Annotated in this window: 16 protein-coding genes; 9 read left to right on the top strand and 7 right to left on the bottom strand. The window is 65.9% G+C overall.

Going from position 1 to position 20,668, the window contains the following annotated elements; all coding sequences use genetic code 11:
* Positions 1 to 200 precede the first annotated feature (200 nt).
* Genes amt through C8C98_RS08865 form a run of 3 tightly spaced genes read right to left on the bottom strand, consistent with a single transcriptional unit; the run spans position 201 to position 2,894 of the window.
* On the bottom strand, positions 201 to 1,748 hold the full coding sequence (gene amt, locus C8C98_RS08875; RefSeq protein ID WP_121453972.1) for an ammonium transporter: 1,548 nt from the start codon (positions 1,746 to 1,748) through the stop codon (positions 201 to 203).
* 31 nt (positions 1,749 to 1,779) lie between these two features.
* The gene (glnK, locus tag C8C98_RS08870; protein ID WP_099658948.1) at positions 1,780 to 2,118 is read right to left on the bottom strand and encodes a P-II family nitrogen regulator; all 339 of its coding nucleotides are present in this window, start codon (positions 2,116 to 2,118) and stop codon (positions 1,780 to 1,782) included.
* Between the two features lie 44 nt (positions 2,119 to 2,162).
* A complete protein-coding gene (locus tag C8C98_RS08865) occupies positions 2,163 to 2,894 on the bottom strand; it encodes a TorF family putative porin (protein WP_121453971.1) in 732 nt (243 codons plus the stop codon).
* 213 nt (positions 2,895 to 3,107) lie between these two features.
* Here C8C98_RS08865 and C8C98_RS08860 point away from each other — a divergent pair, with 213 nt between their 5' ends.
* Positions 3,108 to 4,652: a YifB family Mg chelatase-like AAA ATPase gene (locus C8C98_RS08860; protein ID WP_121453970.1), complete on the top strand. Its 1,545-nt coding sequence runs from the start codon at positions 3,108 to 3,110 to the stop codon at positions 4,650 to 4,652.
* 30 nt (positions 4,653 to 4,682) lie between these two features.
* On the opposite strand, the gene C8C98_RS08855 is transcribed toward C8C98_RS08860, so the two are convergent.
* Positions 4,683 to 5,489 carry an SDR family NAD(P)-dependent oxidoreductase gene (locus tag C8C98_RS08855; RefSeq protein WP_121453969.1) on the bottom strand — a complete coding sequence of 269 codons (807 nt, stop codon included), beginning with the start codon at positions 5,487 to 5,489 and terminating at the stop codon, positions 4,683 to 4,685.
* Positions 5,490 to 5,610: 121 nt separating this feature from the next.
* Between C8C98_RS08855 and C8C98_RS08850 the strand changes: the two genes are divergently transcribed.
* Both C8C98_RS08850 and C8C98_RS08845 read left to right on the top strand, forming a co-directional pair.
* Positions 5,611 to 6,513, top strand: coding sequence for a LysR family transcriptional regulator (locus C8C98_RS08850; protein ID WP_121453968.1), 903 nt, complete (start codon positions 5,611 to 5,613; stop codon positions 6,511 to 6,513).
* Positions 6,514 to 6,668: 155 nt separating this feature from the next.
* On the top strand, positions 6,669 to 7,196 hold the full coding sequence (locus C8C98_RS08845) for a MarR family winged helix-turn-helix transcriptional regulator (RefSeq protein ID WP_121453967.1): 528 nt from the start codon (positions 6,669 to 6,671) through the stop codon (positions 7,194 to 7,196).
* Between the two features lie 283 nt (positions 7,197 to 7,479).
* On the opposite strand, the gene C8C98_RS08840 is transcribed toward C8C98_RS08845, so the two are convergent.
* From C8C98_RS08840 to C8C98_RS08830, 3 genes are all read right to left on the bottom strand, one after another.
* On the bottom strand, positions 7,480 to 9,054 hold the full coding sequence (locus tag C8C98_RS08840; protein WP_121453966.1) for an acyl CoA:acetate/3-ketoacid CoA transferase: 1,575 nt from the start codon (positions 9,052 to 9,054) through the stop codon (positions 7,480 to 7,482).
* An 82-nt stretch (positions 9,055 to 9,136) separates the two neighbouring features.
* Positions 9,137 to 10,390 (bottom strand): thiolase family protein, encoded by a 1,254-nt coding sequence (locus C8C98_RS08835; protein ID WP_121453965.1) that lies wholly within the window; start codon positions 10,388 to 10,390, stop codon positions 9,137 to 9,139.
* A 2-nt stretch (positions 10,391 to 10,392) separates the two neighbouring features.
* Positions 10,393 to 11,607, bottom strand: coding sequence for a thiolase family protein (locus C8C98_RS08830; RefSeq protein ID WP_121453964.1), 1,215 nt, complete (start codon positions 11,605 to 11,607; stop codon positions 10,393 to 10,395).
* A 160-nt stretch (positions 11,608 to 11,767) separates the two neighbouring features.
* Here C8C98_RS08830 and C8C98_RS08825 point away from each other — a divergent pair, with 160 nt between their 5' ends.
* The 6 genes from C8C98_RS08825 (at position 11,768) to C8C98_RS08795 (ending at position 20,374) form a co-directional block, all read left to right on the top strand.
* The gene (locus tag C8C98_RS08825) at positions 11,768 to 12,556 is read left to right on the top strand and encodes a crotonase/enoyl-CoA hydratase family protein (protein ID WP_121453963.1); all 789 of its coding nucleotides are present in this window, start codon (positions 11,768 to 11,770) and stop codon (positions 12,554 to 12,556) included.
* A 44-nt stretch (positions 12,557 to 12,600) separates the two neighbouring features.
* On the top strand, positions 12,601 to 14,469 hold the full coding sequence (locus C8C98_RS08820; RefSeq protein ID WP_121453962.1) for a feruloyl-CoA synthase: 1,869 nt from the start codon (positions 12,601 to 12,603) through the stop codon (positions 14,467 to 14,469).
* A gap of 23 nt (positions 14,470 to 14,492) precedes the next feature.
* Positions 14,493 to 15,278 carry an SDR family NAD(P)-dependent oxidoreductase gene (locus C8C98_RS08815; protein WP_121453961.1) on the top strand — a complete coding sequence of 262 codons (786 nt, stop codon included), beginning with the start codon at positions 14,493 to 14,495 and terminating at the stop codon, positions 15,276 to 15,278.
* 69 nt (positions 15,279 to 15,347) lie between these two features.
* Positions 15,348 to 16,337: a Bug family tripartite tricarboxylate transporter substrate binding protein gene (locus C8C98_RS08810; protein WP_121453960.1), complete on the top strand. Its 990-nt coding sequence runs from the start codon at positions 15,348 to 15,350 to the stop codon at positions 16,335 to 16,337.
* A 357-nt stretch (positions 16,338 to 16,694) separates the two neighbouring features.
* Complete coding sequence (locus C8C98_RS08800; RefSeq protein ID WP_121453958.1) at positions 16,695 to 18,482, top strand: acyl-CoA dehydrogenase family protein; 1,788 nt, start codon at positions 16,695 to 16,697, stop codon at positions 18,480 to 18,482.
* A gap of 125 nt (positions 18,483 to 18,607) precedes the next feature.
* A complete protein-coding gene (locus C8C98_RS08795; protein WP_121453957.1) occupies positions 18,608 to 20,374 on the top strand; it encodes a tannase/feruloyl esterase family alpha/beta hydrolase in 1,767 nt (588 codons plus the stop codon).
* The last annotated feature ends 294 nt before the right edge of the window (positions 20,375 to 20,668 follow it).

The following is a 20,668-nucleotide window of genomic DNA, read 5'->3' as shown; positions in this document are numbered from 1 at the left end:
CCCGCGTGGCGTGAATTTTTTGAACAGGGCCCGTGCAGGTTCTTTGCGATGGGCACCCGCCGGGCATGGGCAAACGCACCGGTGCGCCCATAAAAAAAGGGCCCACCGACAGGGTGGGCCCAACTCTTGAGGAGACTCTCGCTAGAAAAACATTGGGGCGGCGGCGGCACCACCAGATACCGCTACCGGTGGTCCCCCAATCAACGGTTGTAGGCCGTTTCGCCGTGGGACGTGATGTCCAGACCTTCGCGTTCGTCTTCTTCCGACACGCGCAGGCCCACCACCAGGTCCACCACCTTGAAGGCAATGAACGACACCACGCCAGACCACACGATGGTCAGCAGCACGGCCTTGGTTTGCGTCCACACCTGGGCGGCGATGGAGTAGTCGGCAGAAGTGACCATGGAAGCCGTGACCCAGTCGGCCACGTAGCCGGGGCCACCCAGGGCGGGGGAGTTGAACACGCCCGTCAGCAGCGCACCCACGATACCGCCCACACCGTGCACGCCGAATACGTCCAGCGAGTCGTCAGCGCCCAGCATCTTCTTGAGGCCATGCACACCCCACAGGCAAGCAAAGCCGCCCACCAGGCCGATGACCAAGGCGCCGCCGATACCGACGTTGCCCGCTGCAGGCGTGACCGCCACCAGGCCAGCCACTGCACCCGAGGCCGCACCCAGCATGGAGGCCTTGCCGCGCATCAGCGCTTCACCCGTGCACCAGGCCAGCACCGCAGCAGCCGTAGCCACCAGCGTGTTGATGAAGGCCAGGGCGGCAAAGCCGTTGGCTTCCAGGGCAGAGCCTGCGTTGAAACCGAACCAGCCCACCCACAGCAGGGAAGCACCCACCATGGTCAGCGTCAGGCTGTGAGGGGCCATGGCTTCCTTGCCGTAGCCAATGCGCTTGCCCACCATGAAGGCACCCACCAAGCCAGCGACCGCTGCGTTGATGTGCACCACGGTGCCGCCCGCAAAGTCCAGCGCACCCCACTGCCAGATTTGACCGGCCTTGCCGTTCATTGAGTCCACGACGTCCTTGGCGGTGTAGGCGTCAGGGCCCATCCAGAACCACACCATGTGAGCGATGGGCAGGTAGCTGAAAGTGAACCACAGCACCATGAACAGCAGCACGGCGGAGAACTTGATGCGCTCGGCAAAGGCACCCACGATCAGTGCGCAAGTGATGCCAGCGAACGTGGCCTGGAAGGCTGCGAACGTGATTTCAGGAATCACAACGCCCTTGCTGAACGTGGCGGCATTGGCAAAGGTGCCAGCGGCGTTGTCCCAGATACCCTTCATGAACAGGCGATCAAAGCCGCCGATGAAGGCACCACCTTCGGTGAAGGCCAGGCTGTAGCCATAGATGAACCACAGCACCGTGATGAGCGAGAACGTGACCATGATCTGCATGAGCACGGACAGCATGTTCTTGCTGCGCACCAAGCCACCATAGAACAGGGCCAGGCCAGGCAGCACCATCAGGATCACCAAGATGGTGGAGACCATCATCCAGGCCGTGTCGCCCTTGTTGGGCACAGGGGCTGCGGGTGCAGCGGCGTCAGCGGCGGGGGCTGCTGCAGCGGCCGCAGCAGGTGCGGCTGCGGCGGCAGGGGCCGGAGCGGCTTCAGCAGGGGCTGCGGCCGGGGCGGTGGCGGCAGCGGGTTCGGCGGCAGGTGCCTGGGCCAGCGACAAGGTGCCGGCGGACAACAGGCTCAATCCCAGAACGAAAGAAGCAAGCAGTTTTTTCATGGCGTTTTTCTCTGTGTGATGCGGCGGGCCCTTACAGGGCTTCCTTGCCGGTTTCGCCCGTGCGGATGCGCACCACCTGCTCCAGGTGGGTCACGAAGATCTTGCCGTCACCAATCTTGCCGGTGCGGGCAGCGCCTTCGATGGCTTCGATCACACGGTCCACCAGGTCGTCGGCCACAGCGGCTTCGATCTTGACCTTGGGAAGAAAGTCCACGACGTACTCAGCGCCACGGTACAGCTCGGTGTGGCCCTTTTGGCGCCCAAAGCCCTTGACCTCGGTCACCGTAATGCCTTGCACCCCCATGTCCGACAGGGCTTCACGCACCTCGTCGAGCTTGAAGGGTTTGATGATGGCTGTCACCATTTTCATGTTCATGTCCTCCGCCAACGGGCACGCACGGTGCCCGTTGAGATTTACAGGGTTTTGGTAAGCGTGACGATCACGCGCGACTTGTTGACCGGACCAAAGACGTCCTTCTTGTTGGCCCCCACCACCGCAGCGCCCAGCGACAGGCCGCTGCCAAAATCATAGGCGCCGCCGACGCTGTAGTCCATGTAGTTAGGCACGCCCGTGTCCTTGATGTCGCTGGCAAAGCGGGTGAAACCCACCGATGCCTTCAAAGTGACCTTGGGCATCACTTCCTGGGCAAACGCGAAGTTCAGGTAGCCGGTGTTGGTGCCCTTGCGGCCCGTGCCCAGCTTGTTGCCTGCAAAGCCAAAGTAGTCCTTGGAGATGGTGTGCGAATACTTGGCGGTCAGCGGGCCGTAGGTGGCGGCGCCGTACAGCTCGGTGGTGTTGCCCAGCGAGTTACCGGGGTAGGCGTAGGTCAGTGCGCCCACGTCCAGGTCCACCGCGCCGGCCTTGAATTTGTAGCCACCGTAGAAATCCATCTCCAGCGAGTTGCTTGTGAGCCAATCCACGCTGGAATTCCAGTTACCCACGTAAAAGCCGGTTTCGCCAAAGGTATAGTCAAAACCACCTTGCAGCGCGGGCTTGACGGCCTTGACCTTGCTGGTGTCCTGGTCCTGACCACGGAACTTGTAGTTGGTGGTCAGGCTGACATTGCCAGTGAGTTGCGCGCTGGCCAACAGGGGCAGCGCAGCGGCGAGGGCAACGCCCAGGGTCTTGATGGAAGTGCGAATCATGTTTCCTCCGGTTGGACAAAGTAGGGACAAGGGCTTTAAGCACGGACCGTGCCACCGCCTGCTGCATTCCAAAATTGAATGCACCGCAATGCGCGCTGATCGGCTGCGCAAAGCGGTGCAAGCTTTTTTTGACGACGCACCCGACTGGTGCAATCACAAGCCGTTACATCCCATCGCTTTAGCAAGCGCACCCATCTGGGGAGAAAGTTACATATGAGTCTTGCCTTGGTGCAAAGCCGCGCCCTTCTGGGGCTGCAGGCCCCCGCCGTCACCGTCGAGGTGCATTTGGCCAACGGCCTGCCCAGCTTCACGCTGGTGGGCCTGGCCGATGTGGAGGTGAAAGAGGCCCGCGAGCGCGTGCGCTCGGCTTTGCAGAACGCGGGGCTGGAGTTTCCGCACAACAAACGCATCACCGTCAATTTGGCGCCCGCCGATTTGCCCAAGGATTCAGGCCGGTTTGACCTGCCCATCGCCCTGGGCATCCTGGCCGCCAGCGGGCAGGTGGATGCACAGCGCCTGCAGGGCTATGAATTTGCGGGTGAGCTGTCGCTGTCAGGCGAATTGCGCCCGGTGCGCGGCGCACTGGCCACCAGCCTGGCGCTGGCCGCGCAGCAGATCAGCGTGCAGATGGTGCTGCCCCCAGGCAGCGCCGAAGAAGCCGCCCTGGTGCCCGACGCGCAAGTGGTGCGCGCCCGCCATCTGCTGGACGTAGTGCGCGCCTTTTTGCCCCCCGGCAGCAGCGCTGGTGGTGATGCCGAGGTGGACAACGACGGCTGGAGCCCCCTGCAACCCACGCCACTGGGTGCCGCCGCCGCGGGCCCGGACATGGCCGACGTGAAAGGCCAGGCCGCCGCCAAGCGCGCACTGGAGATTGCCGCAGCCGGCGGGCACAGCGTGCTGATGCTGGGGCCCCCGGGCTCAGGCAAGTCGATGCTGGCCCAGCGCTTTGCCGGGCTGCTGCCGCCCATGACGGTGACCGAAGCCCTGGAAAGCGCCGCTGTGGCCAGCCTGGCCGGGCGCTTTGACCCCAGCCGCTGGGGCGTGCGCCCCACGGGCCAGCCGCACCACACGGCATCAGCGGTGGCGCTGGTGGGTGGAGGCTCGCCACCGAAGCCCGGCGAAATCTCCTTGGCCCACCAAGGCGTCTTGTTTTTAGACGAGCTGCCCGAGTTCCCCCGCGCCGCGCTCGAAGCCCTGCGCGAGCCGCTGGAGACGGGGCACATCACCATATCCAGGGCGGCACAGCGAGCGGATTTTCCGGCGCGCTTTCAGCTTGTGGCCGCGATGAACCCCTGCCCCTGCGGCTTTCTCGGCTCCAGCCAGCGCACCTGCCGCTGCACCCCCGACCAGGTCTCGCGCTACCAGGGCAAGCTCAGCGGCCCGCTGCTCGACCGCATTGACCTGCATGTGGAAGTGCCCGCCCTGCCTGCTGACCAGTTGCTCAAGGCCCCGCCGGGCGAAGACACCGCCGCCATCCGCGAGCGCGTGGTGCAAGCCAGGGGCCGCGCCATGGCCCGCCAGGGCAGCACCAACCAGGCACTGCAGGGCCAGGCCATTGACGAACACCTGCACCTGGATGACACCGCCGCCAAGTTCCTCAACACCACGGCCGCGCGCCTGGGTTGGTCCGCCCGCAGCACGCACCGAGCGCTGAAAGTGGCGCGCACCATTGCCGACCTGGCCGGGGCTGAGCGCACTGAGGTGAGCCATGTGGCCGAGGCGGTGCAGTACCGGCGCGGGCTGCACGCGCCGGGCTGAGGAACGGCAAGCACAGCCCCAAGGCACGCTTTACAGGAACATGCCGCCCGATGCTTCCACGCGCTGCGCATTCACCCAGCGTGTGGCGGGCTGCAGCAGGGCGGCCACCAGCGGGCCAATATCGTCGGGCACACCCACGCGGCCCAGGGCCGTTTGCGCGGCCACAAAGGCGTTGAGCTGAGCGTTGTCGCGCACGGCGCCGCCTCCAAAGTCGGTCTCAATGGCGCCCGGGGCCACCACATTCACAGCAATGCCGCGCGGGCCCAGCTCCTTGGCCAGGTAGCGGCTGAGCACCTCAATAGCGCCCTTCATGGCCGCATAGGCGGCGTAGCCCGGCAGCGCGAAGCGGGCCAGACCCGAGGACAAGTTCAGGATGCGCCCGCCGTCGTTCATCAGCGGCAGCAGGCGCTGGATGAGGAAAAAAACGCCCTTGAGGTGCACGTTCACCAGCGCATCGAACTGCGCTTCGGTCGTCTCGGTGATGGGGGCGTGCACGCCCATGCCCGCGTTGTTCACCAAAAAGTCAAAGCGCTCGCGCTGCCAGTGGGTCTGCAGCGCCTGCGTCAGTTGGGTGGCAAAGGCTTCAAAGCTGCGCACATCGCCCACGTCCAGCGGCAGGGCTACGGCGCGGCGGCCCAGGGCTTGGATCTCGTCCACCACGGCCTGGGCTTCGGCGGCCTGCTGGCGGTAGGTCAGCACCACGTCAATGCCCGTGCGGGCGGCGGCCAGTGCGGCGCTGCGGCCCAGGCCCCGGCTGCCGCCGGTGATGAGCACGATGGGGGTAGAAGGCAATGCGGAAGAAGTGGCGGTGGTGGTGTAGTTGGAGGTGGTGGTCATGCTGCAGTCCTGGGGTTGGGAGCCCAGTCACACCATGTGCTGGGCTAGAACGCACTTTATTGGCAGCGTTAGAACGAATAAATAGCGCAAAATCAGAATCATTGTTTTCAGAAAACGAACAATGAACCCCTTAGACCGCATGCAGATCTTTGCCCGCGTGGCGCAGCTGAGCAGCTTCACCCAGGCCGCGCAGGTGCTGGGTATCCCCAAAGCCAGCGCCTCCCTGGCCGTGCAGCAACTGGAGGCCCAGCTGGGCACGCGCCTGCTGCACCGCACCACGCGGCGCGTGCAGCTCACGCAAGACGGGCAAGCGTATTTCGAGCGCTGCAAGGATGTGCTGGACGACGTGGACGAGTTGCAAACCATGTTCCACCAACCCAACGGCACCGCCCTGCGCGGCCGGGTGCGCATCGACATGTCCACCGGCATTGCCCGCCACATGGTGCTGCCGCGCCTGCCCGAGCTGCTGCAGCGCCACCCGCAACTCGAAGTGGAAGTGAGCAGCACCGACCGCCGCGTGGACCTGGTGCGCGAGGGCTTTGACTGCGTGATCCGCGTGGGCCCGGTGGCCGAACCGGGCCTGGTGGCCCGCCCCCTGGGCCAGGTGCGCGTGGCCACCTGCGCCAGCCCCGCCTACCTCGCGCGCCTGGGCACGCCCCGCACGCTGCAAGACCTGGCCACCCACGAGCTGGTGCACTACGTGAGCACGCTGGGCACACGATCGGCCGGGTTTGAGGTGCAAGAAGGCGGCGCCACCCGCTTTTTGCCCATGGGCGGGCGCGTGACGGTGAACAGCGCCGAGGCCTATCTGGGCGCCTGCCTGGCCGGGCTGGGGCTGATCCAGGTGCCGCTGTTGGGTGCGCAAGAATTGGTAGAGCAAGGCCTACTGGTGCCCGTGCTGGCGCAGCACCCGCCGCCGCCCATGCCCGTCACGCTGCTGTATGCCCACCGCCGCCATCTGCCCCAGCGCGTGCGCGTGGTGATGGACTGGCTGGCTGCCGTAGTGCAGACCAAGCTGGACTGAAGTGTCCCAGTTCCGCGCGCTTTTAGCTATATTTTTAATAGCTGCTTGCGCCGTATCAAAAAGGCCTAGCGGCCATTTTCATTAGAATCTGCCGCACAGGCGCCTGACCATTGACTCAAGACCATTCCGCGTCCCAACCCGATCGCACCCTACCCATGTCCCGCCGCATTCGCCAACTGCCCCCGCCTCCCCTGCCTGCAGACTCAGCGCCCACTCCCTTGGATTCCGCTCCCGCGCCATCGGTGGACATGGTGGACACGCGCTTCCTGCGCACCCTGGTGGGCTACAACACTCGGCGCGCGTCGCTGTCGATCATTGCGGTGTTCATGGAACGCATGGCCGTTTACGACCTCAAGGTGGTGGACTTTTCGGTGCTCTCCCTGGCTGCGCACAACCCGGGCATTACCTCGCGCCAGCTGTGCGCCACGCTCAACGTGCTGCCGCCCAACCTGGTGGGCCTGATTGCCGCGCTGGAGCGGCGCGGCCTGATCGAGCGCCGGCCCCACCCGAGCGACGGGCGCGCCATGGGCGTGCACCTCACGGCCGCAGGGGCGGACCTGACCGCGCAGGCCGAGGACACCGCCGCGCAGCTGGAAGAAGACGCCACTGCCCGCCTGACGGCCACCGAGCGCAAGACACTGATACGGCTGCTGCAAAAGGTCTACCTGCCCAGCGGGACCTAGAGCGGCTCACCAAACTCCCCTGGCGTCGTTGTTTCGCCTTGTCGTACTACTCGCACTGCCTGCGGCGTAACGCCAGCCAGGGCCGCTGCGCTGAGTTCTGTGAGCCACTCTTTGTGGCCTGTTTACGATCTCGCAGGGGATAGTGAACAAGCTCTTTAGCTGAGCGCCGACGCAAGCCGGTGAGCCGCAGCACGGGCCACGGACGGTCGGCTCTACCCGCTCATCCCATAAAAAAAAGGGGCGCCCAGCGCCCCTTTTTGCTGCCTGCGGTTCGGACCCTCTCTCAGGCACTCTGTGCGGCCTGCGCCGCCATGGCCTGGGCCAGGCCGCCCCACTGGGCGCAAAAGAGCCCCGGGTCCATCGTCTTCACGTTGCGCATGATGGGCTTGAAGCCCATGTGCGCCAGCACGTCGCGCTCCAGGTCCACGCCGGGGGCGATCTCTGTCAGCTCCAGCCCCTCGGTGGTCAGGTGGAACACGGCGCGCTCGGTGACGAACAGCACGTTTTGCTCGCGCTGGGCGGCATCCAGCCCGTTGAAGGTGATCTGCTCGACCTTCTCGATGAACTTGCGCGAGCGGCCCTCTTTGACGATGGTGAGCTGGCCATCGGCCACCTTCACCTCCAGCCCGCCTGCGGTGAAGGTGCCGCAGAACACCAGCTTCTTGGTCGAGCGGGTGATGTTTACAAAGCCGCCGCAGCCCACCGGGCGGCCGTTGAATTTGCTCACATTCACGTTGCCATGGTTGTCGGCCTGCGCCAGGCCCAGGAAGCTGGCGTCCAGCCCGCCACCGTCATAGAAGTCGAACTGCAGCGACTGCTCGATGATCGCGTCGGCGTTGTAGGCCACGCCAAAGTCGCCCAGCTGCGCCGGAATGCCGCCCGTGATGCCGCTTTCAATGCTCAGCGTCAACTGGTCTGACACCCCCTCCTCGGCGGCCACCGATGGCACGCCCGCCGGAATGCCGATGCCTAAGTTGGTGATGGCGCCGGGCTTGAGTTCCATCGCCGTGCGCCGCGCAATCACCTTGCGCTCGTCCAGCGGCATGGGCTCCAGCGAATTCACGGGCACCCGCACGTCGCCGCTGAAGGCCGGGTTGAACTGCGTGGCAATGGTCTGCATGTGGTTCTCAGGCTGGCTGACCACGACGTAGTCCACCGACACGCCGGGCACCTTCACGGCCTTGGGGTGCAGGCTGCCGGCTTTGACGACGCGCTCCACCTGCACGATGACGATGCCGCCGCAGGCCTTGGCAGCGTGCGCAATGTTGATTTGCTCGAGCAGCATGCCTTCCTTGTCGAGCGTGATGTTGCCGTTCTCGTCGGCCAGCGTGCCGCGGATGATGGCCACGTCGATCTTGGGCGTGGGGTAGAACAGCCATTCTTCGCCGTTGAACTCAACGAGTTTGACCAGGTCTTCGGTGGACTTGCTGTTGAGCTTTCCGCCTTCAATGCGCGGGTCCACAAACGTGCCCAGGCCCACCTTGGTGAGCAAGCCAGGGCTGCGGCTGGCGATGTGGCGCGTGAGGTGCGACAGGCTGCCCTGCGGGAAGTTGTACGCCTCCACCTCGCCGTCGAACACCATCTTCATCATCTCGGCGCCGGTCTGGCCAAAGTGGCCCGCCACGGTGCGCTTGATCATGCCGGGGTGGGCAAAGTGGACCATGCCCGCGTCCTTGCTGTTGCCAACGGCGCCGCAAGCCCAGGTGGTCACGTTGCACGGGTGGCCGGTGTCCAGAAAGTTCTTTTCCACGCCCTTGAGCACTTCTTCAGGCAGGCTGGTCACGGCCAGGCCACCCAGGAAGATGGTCGCGTTGTCGGGAATGAGGGCGCCAGCTTGGGCGGCAGTGATGATCTGCATGGTGACCTTTGATTGAATACTATGATTTCGATAGCTGCTAGCGCTTATTCCATAAGCGATAGCGCCCTATTTCTCTTGAATATCAGGCGTCAGGGTTTTCGATGAGCAAGGCAATACCCTGCCCGCCGCCAATGCAGGCACTGGCGATGCCGTAACGCAGCCCACGGCGGCGCAGTTCGCGCGCCAGGGTCACCGTCAGGCGCACGCCGGTGGCGGCCAGCGGGTGGCCCAGGGCAATGGCGCCGCCGTTCACGTTGAGCTTGTTCAGGTCCAGCCCCAGCTCGCGCCCCACCGCCAGGGTCTGCGCGCCTTGGGCTTCGTTGATTTCAAACAGGCCAATGTCTTCGAGCGTGAGGCCGGTGCGCGCCAGCAGCGCGCGGATGGCGGGGGCCGGGCCAATGCCCATGAACTCGGGCGCCACGCCCACCGCAGCCACGCCACGCAGGCGCGCCAGGGGCTTGAGGCCGTGCTGCTGCACATAGCCGTCGCTGGCCACCACCGCGCCCACAGCGCCATCGACCAGGGCCGAGCTGTTGCCTGCCGTCTGCACACCGCCCGGATACACGCTGCGCAGCGTGGCCAGCGTCTCCACCGGCGAGGGGCGTGGGTGGGTGTCGCGGTCCAGCTGCGCCACCTTGCGCGCCAGCGTGATGCCGCGGCTGGCGTAGCCTTCCAGCTCAAACTTCTCGCTGACCACGGGCACGATCTCGCCCGCCAGAAAACCGTCGGCCTGTGCCTTGACGGCGCGGTCGAACGATTGCGAGGCATAGGCGTCCACGTCCGCGCGGGTGATGCCGTATTTTTTGGCCAGGTTCTCGGCCGTCTCAATCATCGTCACCGGGCCTGCGGTGTCGATCAGCGCCTCCATCAGGAAGTCCTTGAACTCCACCGGCGCGCCCAGCTTGAAACCGGTGCGGTGCGTGTAGGCCGCAATCGGGTTGCGCGTCATGGACTCGGTGCCCACGACCAGCGCCACGTCGGTGTAGCCCAGGGCAATCTGGTCGGCCGCCTGGCGGAACAGCTCAAAGCCCGTGCCGCAAATGCGTTGCACCAGGATGGCGGGCACGGCCTGCGGCACGCCCGCATACAGCCCGATGTGGCGTGGCAGCACGAAGGCGTCAAAGTCTGCCTGCGCCATGGAGCCGGTGATGACCGAGCCCACATCGGCGGCGGGCACGCCGCTGCGCGCAAGCACGGCGCGCGCGACCTTGATGCCCATGTCGGTGGGCGATACATGGCCCAGGGGGCCGCAGTAATCGACCATGGGCGTGCGCACGCCGTCCACCAGCCAGGCGTTCAGGGGGGCAGAGAAAGAGCTTGTCGAAGCGGTCGTCATGGTCAGGCCTTGGAAGTGGTTTTGCTGTCGGTCACACGCAGCACGGTGGCATAGCCCGTGTCGCCCGCCGCGCAGCCGGTGAACAGCCCCACGCCGCCGCCGCGCAACGCCAGTTCTTCAATCAGTTCGATGATGGCGCGCATGCCGGTAGGCGCCTGGGGGTGGCCCCAGATGATGGAGCTGCCGTAGTTGTTCATGCGCTCCCAGGCAAAGCCGGTGTCGCGCGCCAGGGCGATGTCGTTCACGGCGAAGGGGTTGTGCGTCTTGATGGCCGCCACGTCGCCAATGGACAAGCCCGCGTTTTTGAGGGCATTGAACGCTGCAGGCGATGGCGCCATGGGCATGAAGCCCGCCTCCACGCGCGACATGCCAAAGCCCAGGATCTCGACCTCTATGCCCGGATCGGTGGACACAGCACGGGCGCGTTCGCGCGTGGTGACGATAGCGCCCGCATTGCCATCGGCCGGATGCGTCTGCCCGCCGAAGGTGACGGTGCCGCCCTCTTTGACGGGCTTGAGCTTGGCCAGCCCTTCGGCAGTCGTAGGGAAGATGCCTTCGTCAGTGCTGAGCGTGCCGGTCTGCTTGCGGAACTTGGAGTCGGTGACGGGCACGTCAGCCATGTAGCGCTTTTGGAAAGCGCGGTCATCGGCCAGCGCCTGCTGGTACTGCGTGTAGCGGTGCAGCTTGAGTGCGTGCTGCTCTTCGGTGCTTATCCGATAGCGCGCCGCCACGTTCTCGCCAGTTTGCAGCATGGGGTTCTTGGCATACGGGTCGTGGCCCATGTTGTCGAGCACCCATTGTTCGGTGATGCCGTAGCCGCCTGTGCCGCTGGAGTCGGGGTAATACACGACAGGGCCGTTGGACTGGCGGTCGGCCATCACCAGCAGCGCGCTGGTGGCGGTGCCGCAGGCCACCTCTTGCGCGGCCATTTGCAGCGCACGCACGCTGGTGGCGCAGGCCTGCTGCACGGTGGGGCCGGCCACGCGGTCAATGCCCATCATGCCGGCGACCCAGGGCAGCCCGTAGAAACTGCCCTTTTGCGGATTGGTGATGCCGAGGATGGCCAGGTCCACCGCCGACAGGTCATAGCCGCGTGCGGCCAGCGCCTGCTTGCCCACGGTGGCGGCCAAAGGCAGGGCATTGAGGTTGGCGAGCGACCCTTGCCATTTGGCGAACGGGGACGACCAGTAGATACCGTAGGGGATAAAGGCGTTCATGGCAGTCTCTTGGCGACAGAGGTGCCGCCGTTTAGTTATTTATCATAATCAAATGGGGCCTCTCAAAGACTAGGGAAAGCCCCTAGCAAACAGGCCTCCCACTGCCTTGTTTTGGTTATTTTTGATAACCATAATTTGACCCATCTCAAAGATCAGCACCATGACCTCATCCACCGATATTTCCCTGGACATTTGCGGCGAGCGCGAGAACATCGCGGTCATCCGCCTCACCCGCCCGGCCAAGCGCAACGCGCTCAACGACGGCCTGATCCTGGCGCTGCGCGACGTGATGGACAACCTGCCCGCCACGGTGGGCGCCGCCGTGATCGATGGCGAAGGCGATCACTTCTGCTCGGGGCTGGACTTGTCTGAGCTCAAAGAGCGCGATGCCGGCCAGGGCCTGCACCACTCACGCATGTGGCATGCGGCGCTCGAACGCGTGCAGTTTGGCCCCGTGCCCGTGGTGGCAGCGCTGCATGGCGCCGTGGTGGGTGGCGGGCTGGAGCTGGCCAGCGCCTGCCACATTCGCGTAGCGGACGAGACCACCTTCTACGCGCTGCCCGAAGGCTCACGCGGCATCTTCGTGGGCGGCGGCGGCGCGGTGCGCATTCCGCGCCTGATCGGCACCGCCCGCATGACCGACATGATGATGACTGGCCGTGTCTACAACGCAGTGGACGGCGAACGCGTCGGTTTTGCGCAGTACCTGGTACCCACCGGCACCGCGTTTGACAAGGCGTTTGAGCTGGCCCAGCGCATTGCCGAAAACGCACCGCTGACCAACTACGCGCTGATGCACGCGCTGCCCCGCATTGCCGAGCAGCCCGCCGACCAGGGCCTGATGGCCGAAGCCATGATGGCCGCCATTGCCCAAAGTGCCCCCGAGGCCAAGGCCCGTGTGCGCGCCTTCCTGGACGGCAAGGCCGCCAAGGTCAAGAAACAAGACTGAGCCTCGTTCACTGAGCGCCAGCCACTGCACCGAGACAAGCATCCATGACGGCAAACCCACCCTCCCCCCGCTTTCGCCCGCTGCGCTTTGGCGTGACCGAGGTCACCACCCGCGCCGGCGCCAACGGCGTGGTCTATGTGCGCGCCACCCAGGACCTGCAGCCCCACCCCGCGCGGCTGACCGACCGCCTGGCGCACTGGGCGCAAGTCAGCCCCGACCGCACGTGGATGGCGCAGCGCGTGAAAAACAGCGACGGCAGCCTGGGTGAGTGGCACCACATCAGCTACCGCGAGGCGTGGCAGTCCGCGCGCCGCATTGCCCAGGCGCTGCTGGCGCGCAACCTGAGTGCGGACCGCCCCGTGGTCATGCTCAGCGAAAACGACCTGGAACATGCCCTGCTGGCGCTGGGCTGCCTGGTGGCGGGCGTGCCGCAGTGCACCGTCTCGCCCGCCTACTCCACCATCAGCAAGGACTACGACAAGCTGCGCCACGCGGTCGACACGCTCACGCCCGGCCTGGTGTTTGCCAGCAGCGGCGACCGCTTTGCCGCCGCTATCGAGGCCACCGTGGGCGCCGATGTGGAAGTGGCGCTGATCGAGGGCACGCTGCCAGGCCGAAGCACCACACCCTTCAGCGCGCTGCTGGGCACCGAAGCCACACCCGCCGTGGATGCTGTGCACGCCGCCATCACGGGTGACACCATTGCCAAGTTCATGTTCACCTCGGGCTCGACCAAGGCGCCCAAGGCCGTGATCATCACGCACGGCATGTGGGCCGCCAACCTGCAGCAGATGAACCAGTCCATGCCCGTGCTGGCCGAGGAAGACCTGGTGCTGGTGGACTGGCTGCCGTGGAACCACACGTTTGGCGGCAACCACAACTTCGGCACCATCATTTACAACGGCGGCACGCTCTACCTGGACGAAGGCCGCCCCACGCCTGCCGGCATGGCCGAGACCATTCGCAACCTGCGCGAGATTGCGCCCACGGTGTACTTCAACGTGCCCACGGGCTTTGAGGTGATTGCCCACACCATGAAGACGGACGAGCAGCTGCGCAAGAACCTGCTCAGCCGCGTGAAGATGTTTTTCTTCGCCGCCGCCGCGCTGTCGCAGCCCATCTGGGACTCTCTGTTTGAAAGCGCCGAGCGCGAGGTGGGCGAGCGCATCGTGATGAACACCGGCCTGGGCATGACCGAAGGCTGCCCCTTTTGCCTGGCGGTGAACAGCCCCCACGTGCAGGCGGGCGATATCGGCGTGCCCACCCCCGGCTTGGAACTCAAGCTGGTGCCCATCGACGGCAAGATCGAGGTGCGCTACCGCGGCCCCAACATCACGCAAGGCTACTGGCGCAACGCCGAAGCCACCCGCGAGGCCTTTGACGAAGAGGGCTTTTACTGCTCGGGCGACGCTGTGAAATGGATCGACGAAAACGACCTGCACAAGGGCCTGAAGTTTGACGGCCGCATTGCCGAAGACTTCAAGCTCAGCACTGGCACGTTCGTGAGCGTGGGCCCCATGCGCGCCAAGCTCATCGCCGCCTGCGCGCCCTATGTGCAAGACGCCGTCATCACCGGCATCAACCTCAAGGAAGTGGGCGCCCTGCTGATTCCTACCCCGAGCATCCGCGCCCTGGGCGGCCTGCCCGACAGCGCACCGCTGCAGCAGGTGCTGCAAAGTGCGCCCGTGCAACAGCACTTTCAGAAGGTGATCAACCAGCTGGCTGCGCAGTCCACCGGCAGCGCCAGCCGGGTAGCACGCGCCCACCTGATGGCCGAGCCCCCCTCGCTGGACAAGGGCGAGATCACCGACAAGGGCTCCATCAACCAGCGCGCCGTGCTCAAGCACCGCGCCGACCTGGTGAATGCGCTGCATGACGGCAGCCTGCCATTCACCCTCGTTCCCCAGCATTGAGACCAAAGACAAGGACACATTCCATGCAGATTCAAGGACAAGCCGCCCTCGTCACCGGCGGCGCATCGGGCCTCGGCGAGGCCACCGCGCGCGAGCTGGCCCGCCTGGGCGCCAAGGTCGCCGTGCTCGACCGCAATGCCGAACTGGCCGCCAAGGTGGCCGCAGCCCTCAACGAAGAGTTTGGCAACGGCTGCGCCGTGGCCTGCCCCTGCGACATCACCGACCCCGCCAGCGTCACCGCAGCCATTGAGCAGGCCGCTGCAGCCCACGGCCCGGCGCGCATCCTCATGAACGTGGCGGGCATCGGCAGTGCCAAGCGCGTGGTGCAGCGCGACGGCAGCGCCGCGCCGCTGGAAGACTTTGTGCGCGTGGTGCAGATCAACCTGATCGGCACCTACAACGTGAGCCGCCTGTTTGCCGCCGCCTGCGCCAAGCTGCCCGTGCTGGACAACGGCGAGCGCGGCGTGATGATGTTCACCGCCTCGGTCGCAGCCTTTGATGGCCAGGTGGGCCAGCAGGCCTACAGCGCCTCCAAGGCGGGCCTGGCCGGCATGACGCTGCCCATGGCACGCGACTTGGCGCAGCACGCCATCCGCGTGTGCACCGTCGCCCCCGGCCTGTTTGCCACGCCGCTGATGCAAGAGCTGCCCGAGGCCGTGCAGCAGTCCCTCGCTGCTAGCATCCCGTTCCCGCCGCGCCTGGGCAAACCCCAAGAGTTTGCGGAGCTGGCCTGCCATATCGTGACCAACGGCCACCTCAATGGCGAGGTGATCCGCCTCGACGGCGCCCTGCGCATGGCGCCACGCTGAGCGCAAGCCGCCGCCCCTTTTCGATTTTTTCGCACGTCATTGCACCAAGACACACAACAGGAGACAACCATGACGACACGCCGCCAATTTGTGCAAGCCTTTGGCTCTGCCGCCGCCCTCGGGGCGCTGTACCCCTTGTCTGCTTCGGCCCAGCCGGTCGAGCAGGTCAAAGTGCTGTTCGGCTTTCCGGCCGGCAGCTCGGGCGACACCGTGGCCCGCCGCGTGGCCGAGAAGTTCCTCGGCACCGCGTATGCCAAGAACGCAGGGGTGGTAGAGAACAAGCCCGGCGCGGGCGGGCGCATTGCGCTGGAGGCGCTGAAGGCCGCCCCGGCAGACGGCAGCGTGCTGGCCGTGGCACAGGTCTCGGCCATTGCCAACTACCCGCACATCTACAGCAAGATGAACTACACGGACAAGGACTTTGCCCCCGTGTCCATCGGCGCCATCATGCACCACGGCCTGGCCGTGGGGCCCCTGGTGCCCGCCAGCGTGAAGACGGTGAAGGACTTCCTGGCCTGGGCCAAGGCCAACCCCAAGGAGGCCAGCTACGGCTCGCCCGGCGCAGGCTCCACGCCCCACTTTTTGGGCGCGCTGCTGGGCATCAACAGCGGGGTGGAACTGCGCCACGTGCCCTACCGTGGCTCCATCCCCGGCGTGACGGACGTGGTGGGCGGCCAAATCGCCGCCATGGTCACACCGCACGGCGACTTCATTGCCAACTACAAGGCGGGCAAGATCCGCATCCTGGCCACCTCGGGCCCCAAGCGCTCCATGTACGTGCCCGATGTGCCCACGTTTGCCGAACAGGGCTTCCCTGAGCTGACCACCGAAGAGTGGTTCGGCTTCTACGCCCCCGCCGCCACGCCCAAGCCCATCATTGCCGCCGCCAATGCAGCCATCAACGCAGCGCTGAAAGAAAAATCGGTGATCGACAGCCTGGCCATCGTCGGCCTGATTCCGCAAGGCTCCACCCCTGAAGAAATGGCCCGCTGGCAAAAGGCCGAGTACGACACCTGGGGCCCGCTGATCAAGAAGATCGGATTCACGGCAGAGTCTTGACTCCCCCCTGAGGCGCTGGCGCGCCTTCCCCCCTGAGGGGGGACGCCACCCGTGGCCTGGCAAAGCCAGCTCCACGGTGGCGCTAGCCTGGGCCGCGCCAGTGCTTGCGGTTGGGGGCACAACGCAGGGCGCAGCGCACTCCCTGCAGCGGTCCACCCCCTACCCGTTCGGGCTGAGCTTGCCGAAGCCAGGGCACGCCACCCAGTCCGTTCGGGCTGAGCGGGTCGAAGCCAAGGCGTCGCAGGTGCAGCCCTTCGGCAAGCTCAGGGCGAACGGCTTGGTGAAGTAAGTTCAAACAAAAACAGCCCCTAGCGCTTATCCATCAAGCGCAAGCAGCTATCAAATCAAGAGCAAACCATGCAAGCACGCCAGTCCCTCGCTGATATCCAGTTCCTGCTGAACGAGGTGCTGCAGGCGCCCGCGCAGTGGCAGGCGCTGGCGCCGTTTGCAGAGGCCGATGCCGAGCTGACCGCGCAGGTGCTGGAAGAAGCCGCCAAGTTTGTGGACACCGCCATCGCCCCGCTGCAGCGCGTGGGTGACGAGGTGGGCTGCCGCTTCAGCGCTGGCGCAGTCACCACCCCGCCCGGCTTTCGTGATGCGTACCAAGCCTTTTGGCAAGGCGGCTGGCCCGCGCTGGCCTGCGCCCCTGAAGACGGCGGCCAGGGCCTGCCCGCCGTGCTGGAAGGCGTGCTGTACGAATGGCTGGCCGGAGCCAACCACGGCTTCACCATGGCGCCCGGCCTGCTGCACGGCGCCTACGAATGCATCAAGCACCATGCCAGCGACGCACTCAAGGCCCAATACCTGGAGAAAGTCGCCACCGGCGAATGGCTGGCCACCATGTGCCTGACCGAAGCCCACGCGGGCAGCGACCTGGGCCAGGTGCGCACACGCGGTGTGCCCCAGCCCGATGGCAGCGTGCGGGTCAACGGCAGCAAAATCTTTATCTCGGGCGGTGAGCACGACCTGACGGACAACATCGTGCACTTGGTACTGGCCCGTTTGCCCGATGCTCCTGCGGGGCCCAAGGGCCTGTCGCTGTTCCTGGTGCCCAAGGTGCTTCCCCATGGCAATGACGATAGCGACGGCCACCGCGCCGGACCGCCCCAAGCAAGGCCAGCCCCCTCGGGGGGCAGCGAACCACACGCAGTGGGGAGCGTGGGGGCGCTGAATGCTGTGGTGTGCGAGCGCATCGAAGAAAAAATGGGCCTGCACGGCAGCTCCACCTGTGTGATGCGCTTTGACGACGCTACCGGCTGGCTGGTGGGCGAACCGAACAAGGGGCTGAATGCGATGTTCGTGATGATGAACGCCGCCCGCCTGCACGTGGGCCTGCAAGGCATTGGCCTGCTGGAAGCCGCCTGGCAAAAGGCCAGCGCCTACGCGGCCGAGCGCCGCCAGATGCGCGCCCCCGGCGCGAGCGATACCAGCCTCATTCAAGACCACCCCGCCATCCGCCGCACGCTGCAAACCCAGCGCGCCTGGATCGACGGCGGCCGCGTGCTGGCCTACCACACCGCCTTGCAGCTCGATGTGGCCAAGCACAGCACCAATGCCGACGAGCGCGCCGCCGCCCAGCGCTGGTGCGCCTTGGTCACGCCCGTGCTCAAAGCCGCTTTTACCGACCAGGGCTTTCACGGCGCCAGCGCCTGCCTGCAGGTGTTTGGTGGCCACGGCTACGTGAGCGAATGGGGCATTGAGCAGATCGTGCGCGACGCCCGCGTGGCCATGATCTACGAGGGCACGAACGAAATCCAGGCCATCGACCTGCTGGTGCGCAAGGTGCTGGCCGATGGCGGCGCGAGCATGCAGGCCCTGCTGGCCACCCTGCCCGCCACGCCCCGCCGCAACGCCCTGGCGCAAACCACGCACGACCTGGTGGCCGCAGTGGCAGCGCACGCTGACCAGCCCGAGCTGCCCTACTGGGTGGCCGACGACTACCTGCGCGCCACCGCGCTGGTGCTGCTGGAATGGGCCTGGGGCCGCATCACCGCCACACGGGGTAGCGCCACCGCGCGCTGGCAAGACCCGGCCCACGCCCTGCGCACCTGGGTGCTGCCCGAGTTCGACATGCGCCTGGCCATCGTGCGCCAGCGCCTGGGCGACGCGGCCACGCTTCAAGAGAAATTGGCATCTATCGCTTGATGGATAAGCGCAAGCAGCTATTGATTCAATAGCAAGACCAAGCCACACCCTTCCCCACCCACAGCGTGTTGAGGCCACGCTGCGGGCGACCTTGCGCCTCGAAAAAACCAACCGGAGACAACCGCATGAGCACCCCAAAAAACCGTGCCTTTGACGCTGCGCAGCCATCCACCGGCCGCCACCACCCACACCACCACACCCTGGCGCTCTCGGCCATCGCCGTCGCCCTGCTGGCGGGGTGCGGCGGCTCAGACGCAGGCTTGCCGCAGCTCACGGCCGCGCAGCCCGCCACCCTGCAGTCGTGCGCCACGCTGGCCAGCAGCCTGGCGCTGCCCGACACGCGCATCACATCGTCTGAACTGGTGGCCGAGGGTGGCCTCACGGCCACGGGCGTCACCACGCCCATCCCCGCGCACTGCCTCGTCAAAGGCAAGATGAAAGAGCGCACCGGCCCAGTGGACGGCGCGGCGTATGCCATCGGCTTTGAGATCCGCATGCCCGTCAACTGGAACGGCCGCTTCCTCTACCAGGCCAACGGCGGGCTCGATGGCTCGGTGGTCACCGCGCTGGGCTCCGTCAGCGGCGGCGCACCGGTGGCACCGGCACTGGTACAAGGCTTTGCCGTACTCAGCTCTGACGCAGGCCACGGCGCGCCCACGCCCTTCTTTGGGCTGGACCCGCAGGCCCGGCTGGACTACGGCTACCAGGCCGTGGGCACCCTCACGCCCATGGCCAAGAACCTGATCAAGAGCGCCTACGGCAAGGCGCCCGACCGCTCGTACCTGGCGGGCTGCTCCAACGGCGGGCGCCACGCCATGGTGGGCGCATCGCGCTATGCCGAGCAGTACGACGGCATCCTGGCGGGCAACCCCGGTTTTCACCTGCCCAAGGCCGCCACCACCCAGTTGTGGAAGGCCCAGCAATACGCCAAGGTGGCAGGCAAGGACGCCAGCGGCCAGCCCGACCTGACCACCGCCGTGACGCCCGCCGAGTTCAAGCTCATCAGCAGCAAGATCGTGGAGAAGTGCGACGCGCTGGACGGCGTGGCCGACGGCCAGGTCAACGACGTGGCAGCGTGCCAGACCGCCTTCAACCTGCAGACCGACGTGCCCACCTGCACCGGCTCGCGCGATGGATCGTGCATCTCTGCCGAACAAAAGGGCGTGCTCTCCAGCATCTTTGCAGGCCCCAAGAACAGCAAGGGCGAAGCGCTGTACACCGGCACCTGGTTTGACCCCGGCATTGCGGGCAGCAACTTCGCGTCGTGGCACTTTGGCTCGCCCGCCACGCGCGACGCGGGTGCCGTGGCCTTCATCTTCACCACACCGCCCAGCACCGTGGCCGCCTTCAGCGCCACCACCGGCCTGCAGTACGCGCTGAACTTCAGCATGGAGACGGACTACCCCAAGATGTTTGCCACCAACGCCACGTACACCGAGTCGCCTTGGTCCTATATGACACCGCCCAATGAGGCCGACCTGAGCCCCCTGAAGAACCGTGGCGCCAAGATGATCGTCTTCCACGGCGTGGCCGACGGCGTGTTCTCACCCGTAGACACCGCCCAATGGATGGACAAGCTGCAGGCCAACCACGGCAACGACGCCGCATCCTTTGCCCGCCTGTTCCTCATCCCCGGCATGAACCACTGCTCCGGCGGCCCCGCCACCGACCAGTTCGACATGCTGGCCCCGCTGGTGGCCTGGGTGGAACAAGGCAAGGCACCCGACAGCGTGACCGCCAAGGCACGCGGCGCAGGAGCCAATGTGGTCAACACTGAAGTGCCCAGCACCTGGTCTGCCAACCGCACCCGCCCGCTGTGCGTGTACCCCAAGGTGGCACGCTACAACGGCACGGGCGATGTAGAGAGCGCCAGCAGCTTTAGCTGCAAGTAAGCCCGGCGGCGCAGCGCGGTTAGCACACACCTACGCGCCAAGCACCACGCACCGCGCTCGCCCCACAACAAAAGGCCCTGGACTGGCACGCCCGTCCAGGGCCTTTGACTTTGGTCCTGCCCGCAGCGCCGGTCTGCCCAGGGTGAGGTTGATGAATAATGACGCCAGCTATGGATTCAATAGCAACCAAGCATCTGTTTTCATACGCATCCGCAGCATTCATCTCGTCCCTCTGCGGGCGCACTGAGCACCAGACTGCCGCAAGACTACCGCCGGATGACCGCCGAACTCCTC

The organism is Acidovorax sp. 106 (assembly GCF_003663825.1).
Lineage (GTDB): Bacteria > Pseudomonadota > Gammaproteobacteria > Burkholderiales > Burkholderiaceae_C > Acidovorax.
This window is presented reverse-complemented; position numbering and strand designations above follow the sequence as displayed.